Here is a 5,071-nt window from a genome sequence, read left to right as displayed (position 1 = left end):
GTGCCGAGCAGACGTTAGCCTGAGAGCATGGGTGAGCTGAGACTGGAAGAACTGTCCGCACGTAATATCGTTGCGGCCAACAACCTGAGCCTGAAGCCAGGCCAGGAGCAATTCATTGCACCCGTGTCCTACTCCGCCGGGGCATCCGTCATCAACCCGGCCACGTCGTGGCAGCGAGTGGTCGTGCTCGACGGTCAGGTCGCTGGTTTCATTCACGGCAATTTCGACCCCGAGTCGGAGCACGAAGAATTTCGTGCCTGCATCTGGCGCATCAACGTCGACGCCAACGCGCAGGGTCAGGGAGTGGGAAAGTTCGCCGCCGACTCGCTCGCCGAAGAGGCTCGCGCACGAGGATTCGACCACATCACGGTGATCTGGGAGCCCGGAGAAGAGGGCCCGGAGGCCTTCTTCCACCGCCTCGGTTTCGCCGACATCGGTCAGACGCAATACGGCGAGGTCATCGGCGCCCTCAAGCTGTAGCGTTCGTGGGTGCCGCCGCTGGCGACGATTTCGTCTCGCACGTGCTTGTCATTGTCGAATCGATCCCACCGGGCCGGGTGATGACCTATGGGGACGTTGCCGGCGTCCTCGGCTCCCGCGCGGCGCGCGCCGTGGGCCAGACTCTGGCCCGCTACGGCTCGGACGTGCCGTGGTGGCGCGTGATCCGCGCCAGCGGTCATCCGCCGATCGAACACGAAGAACGTGCCCTCGTGCACTATCGCGCCGAGAACACACCCCTTGTCGTGACGACAACGGATGCCGCCTATCGCGTCGACCTGCGGGCCGCCCGCTGGTTCCCCGCGTAGCTGCCCACTACCGACAGGTCGCGTTACTCGTGTGGCCGGCCGGCACCCGTTCGAACGAGTGCCGGCGGCCGGGTGAGTGCCGCGAGGGCGTTCCCGTTACACGAGCGACTCGCGCCAGGCGGCGTGCAGCCGAGCGAAGCGGCCCGTGCCGGCGATGAGATCGTTCGGGGTGCCGTCCTCCACCACGATGCCGCGCTCCATCACGAGCACCCGGTCGGCGATCGCCACCGTCGACAGCCGGTGCGCGATGATCACCGCGGTGCGATCGCTGAGCAGCGTCTGCAAGGCCTCCTGCACCAATCGCTCGCTCGGAATATCGAGCGACGACGTTGCCTCGTCCAGGATGAGCACGGCCGGGTTGGCGAGAAACGCCCGCGCGAACGAGATCAGCTGGCGCTGCCCGGCGGACACGCGACCGCCGCGCTTGTTCACGTCGGTGTCATAGCCGTTCGGCAGGGACTCGATGAAGTCGTGCGCCCCGACCGCGCTCGCAGCCGCAGCGATCTCCGCCCGCGTCGCATCCGGTTTGCCGATCGCGATGTTCTCGGCGACCGACCCACTGAACAGGTACGCCTCCTGGGTGACCATCACGATCGCCCGCCGCAGGTCCTTCGGGTGCAAGTCGCGCAGGTCGATGCCGTCGAGCAGCACTCGCCCTTCGCTGGGATCGTAGAACCGGCTCATCAGCTTGGCGAGCGTCGATTTGCCGGCCCCGGTCGACCCGACGAGGGCGATGGTCTGCCCGGCCGGGATCCGCAGGTCGACGTGCGGCAGGATCACCCGGTCCGACTTGTAGGCGAATTGCACGTTGTCGAAGCGCACGTCACCGGACGCGGCGCGAAGGTCCACGGGCACGAGCGGATCGGGCACGCCCGGTCGTTCCTCGAGCACGCCGGAGATCTTCTCGAGCGCCGCCGCGGCCGACTGGTAGGAGTTGTAGAACATCGCCATCTCCTCCATCGGATCGAAGAACCGCCGGGCGTAGAGCAGCGTGGCGAGCAGCGTGCCCACGAGCAACTCGCCCTCGATCACCCGAAAGCCGCCCACGAGCAGCACGGCGGCCACCGTAACGTTGCCGATGAGCACCAGTCCCGGATCGAAAATGCCGAACAGCTGGATCACCCGCGCATTCACGTGGCGGTAGTCCTCCACAAGCCCGCCGAACTGCTTCTCGTTGCGCTTCTCCTTCCGGAATGCCTTGACCGCGCGAATGCCGGTCATCGTCTCCACGAAGTGCACGATCAGGCTCGCCGACGCCGTGCGCGACTGGCGGAACATGGTCTGCGAGCGCACCTGGAACCAGCGGGTGAGGAGAGCGAGCGGCACCAACGCCGCGAAGAGCACAAGGCCGCTCGTACCGTCGAGGAGGAACAGGGCAATCGCCGTGAAGCTCATGTAGAGAAGACCCTGCAGGAGCTGGTTGATGCCCGAATCGAGCAACTCCCTGATGGCATCCAGGTCGCTGGTCTGGCGGGAGATGATGCGCCCAGAGGTATACGACTCGTGGAATTCAAGACTCAGCTTCTGGGTGTGCAGGAACACGCGCTTGCGCAGGTCGATGAGCACGTTCTGACTCACTCGCGCCGAGAGAATGGTGTACCAGGCGATCAGGACGGCACCCAGCGTGCCGGTGATCAGGTACACGACACCGGTCACGCCGAGGGGCATCCAGTTGTCATCGAGCAGCGCGGGCAGCCCCTTGTTGATTCCGTATGCGATGAGGGTGGGGCCGGCGACCTGGGCGGCCGTCGAGACGACGACCACGAGCATCGCCAGGATCACCTGGCCGCGCACAGGCCGCAACAGGGATCCGAGCAGGCGCAGCGAACGCCTGCGCAGGCGCCTGCTCTCGGCCTTGGTGAAATCGTGCCGGTCCTCGCCGCGCACCCCCGCCACGCTGCCTCCGGTGACACTCACAGCGTCTCCTCCACTCTGGTGTTCTCTCGTCGTTCTTCGTCTTCCAAGCTGGAAATCACGAAGGTGTAGTGCGGGCTGGTGCGCAGCAGCTCGGAGTGCGTTCCCACCGCCGTGATGCGACCGTCTTCGAGCAGGGCCACCCGGTCGGCCAGCATCACCGTGGATGGTCGGTGTGCCACGATCAGAGCCGTGGTCGACACGAGCACCTCGCGCAGCGCGGTCTCCACGAGCGACTCCGTGTTCACGTCGAGCGCGGAGAGCGGATCGTCGAGGATCAGCACGGCGGGCTTGGCCGCCACGGCACGCGCGAGCGCCACGCGCTGCCGCTGCCCACCGGACAAGCTCATGCCCTCCTCGCCCACGAGGGTGTCTACTCCCTCGGGCAGGTCGTGCACAAAGGATGCCTGCGCGATGGTCAGGGCTGCCTCAAGCGCGGCATCCGCTGCCTCGGAGGGTTCGTCGAACTCGGAGCGCCCCAGCAGCACGTTCTCGCGCACGGAGGCGGAGAACAGCGTGGCGTCCTCAAAGGCCATCGCAAGGTGGCGACGCAGGTCTTCACGTCCGAGGTCACGGATGTCCACACCGTCCAGGGTCACCCGGCCGCCGGTGACGTCGTACAAGCGCGTGGTCAGCGCCGTCAGGGTGGACTTACCGGAACCGGTGAGGCCCACGAGGGCCATGGTCTCCCCCGGCTCCAGAACAAGATCGATCCCGTCGAGCAGGTCGGGAAACCGCTCCGGCGAGTCGGCGTAGCGGAAGTGCACATTCTCGAAGGCCAGCCGCCCTTGAGGAGCGTCGATTTGCCGAGGCTCGTCGGGATCGGTGATCGAGTTCGGTGAATCCATCACGTCGAAGAACCGGTCGGTCGCCGTGCGCGCGTCGAAGGTCATCGAGAGCAGGAAACCGATCGACTCCACCGGAAACCGCAGCACGGTCGCCGTCGCGAAGAAGGCCAGCAGCTCGCCGACGCTGAGCTGGCCCTGGCTGGTCAGCCAGACACCGGCCACGAGGCCGAGCGCAAAAGCGACGTCCGGCACCAGCAACAACCAGAGCCAGATTCCGGCGATCGCGCGGGCCTTGGCGATTTCCGTTCCCCGCAGGCTCTCGGCCTGCGACGAGAAGTTCTTGAGCGCGAAGCTCCCGCGCCCGAACGCCTTGAGCACGCGGATGCCGTGCACCGATTCCTCCACCGCCGTCGCGAGGTCACCGGCCTGGTCCTGGCTGCGCCGGGCGATCACGGAGTACTTCTCCTCGAAGACGAAACCGTAGACCCACAGGGGCACCGAGCAGACCACGAAGATCACACCGAGGATCCAGCTCATCGAGACCAGGATCACGACGCCGATCACGATGGTCAGAAAGTTAACCACGATGAGGACGAGCCCAAAGGACACCCACCGACGAATCAGGTTGAGGTCACTGACGGCGCGCGACAACAGCTGCCCGCTCGGCCAGCGGTCGTGGAACGTGACGGGCAGGTCCTGCAAACGCGAATAGAGGCTGTTGCGCATGCGCGCCTCGATGTGCGTGCCCGGAGTCAGTACGAACCAGCGACGCAGCGCGATCATGATCGCCTCGAGCACGCCGAGCCCGAGCACGATGAACACCGCCGGCCAAATCTGGTTCGGATCGTTGTCAGCCAGGGGCCCGTCGACGAGCCTGAGCAGCACCTGCGGGATCGCGAGAGCAACGAGGCCGGCGAGCAGAGCGGCGACCATTCCGAGTGCGATGCGCGGCAGAGCCGGTTTGGCATAGGGATACAGCCGGGCGAGCGAGCGAAACGTGCTCGTGCGCGGCTGGGGAGGCGCTTTCGTGGGCGCAGGGGGCGGGTGGGCAGGTCGTGCGGTCATGGTGTGTCCTGAAAATGGCGGCGACGAGTCACCGATGAAGCGAATACGGGTCGACGACGAGTCGACGGATGCGGGAAGTCGGGTCTTCCCGCGACAGGCGGTAGCGTCTCAGGCTGGCCTGCGTGCGGAAGGTGAAACGGACGATGGCTCGCCCCGGACGTGCGGCTACAGTGCCTGCGCGGTGCGCGGGGCGATACGGCCGAAGGCACCCTCGGTCGCCATACCGGCGAGCGTGTACTGAGTGGTCTTGGTCATGTCGGCCTCCTGAGCGCGTAGGATTTTTTCTGGTGCCCCCCGGATCAGGCAGCCTTTCAGACTATGGCTCATGAGGGAGCAAGGCAAGGAATTTTTTCATCCGCACGAGCCTGTGATGCGCGTGAACTACTCTGGGTGGCGGGTTCGTGCGCGCCAGCCGGCTCAATGAAAGGACGTTCATGCATCCCATGCTCTTCGGTATCAGCTTTCTCGACTCCGAGTGGCTGATCGGCTGGTTCGGGT

The 5,071-nt window shown here is 65.8% G+C and carries 4 protein-coding genes; 2 read left to right on the top strand and 2 right to left on the bottom strand.

Annotated elements, in window-relative coordinates:
* The first annotated feature begins 27 nt into the window (after window positions 1-27).
* Both JF66_RS12995 and JF66_RS12990 read left to right on the top strand, forming a co-directional pair.
* Window positions 28-480, top strand: a complete 453-nt coding sequence (locus tag JF66_RS12995) for a GNAT family N-acetyltransferase (RefSeq protein WP_035878827.1) — start codon at window positions 28-30, stop codon at window positions 478-480.
* A gap of 5 nt (window positions 481-485) precedes the next feature.
* A complete protein-coding gene (locus tag JF66_RS12990) occupies window positions 486-806 on the top strand; it encodes an MGMT family protein (protein ID WP_035878824.1) in 321 nt (106 codons plus the stop codon).
* 96 nt (window positions 807-902) lie between these two features.
* Here the strand turns inward: JF66_RS12990 and JF66_RS12985 are convergent, their stop codons facing one another.
* Window positions 903-2,723 carry an ABC transporter ATP-binding protein gene (locus tag JF66_RS12985; protein ID WP_035878822.1) on the bottom strand — a complete coding sequence of 607 codons (1,821 nt, stop codon included), beginning with the start codon at window positions 2,721-2,723 and terminating at the stop codon, window positions 903-905.
* Complete coding sequence (locus JF66_RS12980) at window positions 2,720-4,573, bottom strand: ABC transporter ATP-binding protein (RefSeq protein WP_051973514.1); 1,854 nt, start codon at window positions 4,571-4,573, stop codon at window positions 2,720-2,722. Before JF66_RS12980 ends, JF66_RS12985 begins: the two co-directional genes overlap by 4 nt.
* Between the last annotated feature and the right edge of the window lie 498 nt (window positions 4,574-5,071).

The sequence above is a fragment of the Cryobacterium sp. MLB-32 genome, from assembly GCF_000738085.1.
In the GTDB taxonomy this organism is placed as follows: Bacteria; Actinomycetota; Actinomycetes; order Actinomycetales; family Microbacteriaceae; genus Cryobacterium.
This window is presented reverse-complemented; position numbering and strand designations above follow the sequence as displayed.

What these genes read in the sequence shown, in the direction of transcription:
- JF66_RS12995 (WP_035878827.1), top strand. Translation starts at nt 28, where the DNA reads ATGGGTGAGCTGAGACTGGAAGAACTGTCCGCACGTAATATCGTTGCG.
- JF66_RS12980 (WP_051973514.1), bottom strand. Translation starts at nt 4,573, where the DNA reads ATGACCGCACGACCTGCCCACCCGCCCCCTGCGCCCACGAAAGCGCCT.